A 1,499-nucleotide genomic window follows, 5' to 3' on the forward strand; every position below is an offset into this window, starting at 1 on the left:
GTAATTGCCGTTACCTTTATAGGAGGAATATTCACAGGAGTCTTTTTCTCTTCAAATAATCAAAAGCATGAGCGTCCAAGTACGCTAATTATAGAAGATGCACCTAAATCGGCCATTATGCCAAACGCAAAAGAACTACCAAATGTAAAAAATGCATCATCAAAGGTACTCATTGGTTATGTTCAGGATTATCGTGATCCTAACATTGTGGATTATTCAAAATTATCCCATGTCATTTTCTCATTTGTTCATCCGACTAAAGATGGAACAGTCTTATTTAATGGTGATACCGCTTTAAAAAACCTTAGAACGGTTGTTGCCAAAGCAGAAAAGCATGACACGAAAGTAATCCTTGCAATTGGTGGATGGTACCACATTAAGGGCGGAGAATCCTATAACTATTTTAAACCAGCGATTTCTAATCCTAAATCTAGAGCAAAGCTAGTTAAAGAGCTTACTAATATCGCAGTCCGCGAAAAGCTAGATGGGATAGATATCGATTTTGAACACCCTCGCACAACAGCAGATGCAAAAAATCTGGCTGCCTTCGCGAAAGAGTTAAGTGCACAGCTTCACCCGAAAAAGAAGGAGCTGTCTGTTGCCGTATATTCAAAAATTCATGCTGTTACGTTAACGGAAGTTGGCTTTATTCAATATGAACCAACGATGTTCCAGTATGTCGACCATGTCAATATCATGGCCTATGATGGTCAGTGGGACGGCGGCTACAATGCTGCTAATTTATCACCTTATCCATTTACTGAGAAAATCGTAAACTATTGGACTAATCTATTTGATTCTAAAAACCTTTCAAAAGAAAAATTGGTTTTGGGCGTTCCGTTTTATGCCCAACCAGAAAATCCTAAAATCAAGCAGGTTTCATTTGCTGCGATCATTAACAAGAACCCTGCGAATGCCGGAAAGGACACCGTGAAGATGAATGGAACAACCTACCATTATAACGGCGGACCGATGATGAAAAAGAAAACACGATTAGCTCTTGATCACGGCTTTGGCGGGATGATGTTGTGGGAAGCAGGATTAGACGCCCAAGGGTCACATAGTCTGACAGGGACCATTTTTTCTGAGTTAATGGCATCGAGTAAAGAACCTGTAAAATATTATACCGCAAAAGGATATTAACAAGAAAAGGCTGTTCCCAGTGGGGACAGCCTTATAGGTCATCAATACGCTCTATTGGTGACTTTGCTTATATTTTTTCTCAGTTTCGGTCCTCATTATCCCTCTTTTGCCGAAGATTTTCACTATGTCTCGGATACTCTCGGCTCGATTATCGTCCTATACATAACACATCCCCGACTTTATCATTTATATCACCACGGAAAGCCGATTGGTAAATTTGATGAATATCCTCCAGATCAAGTGTTTTCGGGCTCCGTAAAGTTGAAATCATCCTATTTAATCCCCCTTTTTTCCAGTTTTCTACTTGTAAACTTTGCAAATCTTCCAAGACGGTACAAATCTATACATATTTATTT

General features: G+C 39.4%; 2 protein-coding genes. One reads left to right on the forward strand and one right to left on the reverse strand.

Features of this window, described 5'->3' with window-relative positions; genetic code table 11:
* The first annotated feature begins 117 nt into the window (after nt 1–117).
* Nucleotides 118–1,143: a glycoside hydrolase family 18 protein gene (locus V7137_RS26940; RefSeq protein WP_438825631.1), complete on the forward strand. Its 1,026-nt coding sequence runs from the start codon at nt 118–120 to the stop codon at nt 1,141–1,143.
* Nucleotides 1,144–1,291: 148 nt separating this feature from the next.
* On the opposite strand, the gene V7137_RS26945 is transcribed toward V7137_RS26940, so the two are convergent.
* A complete protein-coding gene (locus V7137_RS26945; protein ID WP_335700919.1) occupies nt 1,292–1,414 on the reverse strand; it encodes a hypothetical protein in 123 nt (40 codons plus the stop codon).
* Nucleotides 1,415–1,499 lie beyond the last annotated feature (85 nt).

Source organism: Neobacillus drentensis, from assembly GCF_036962765.1.
Lineage (GTDB): Bacteria > Bacillota > Bacilli > Bacillales > Cytobacillaceae > Neobacillus > Neobacillus drentensis_C.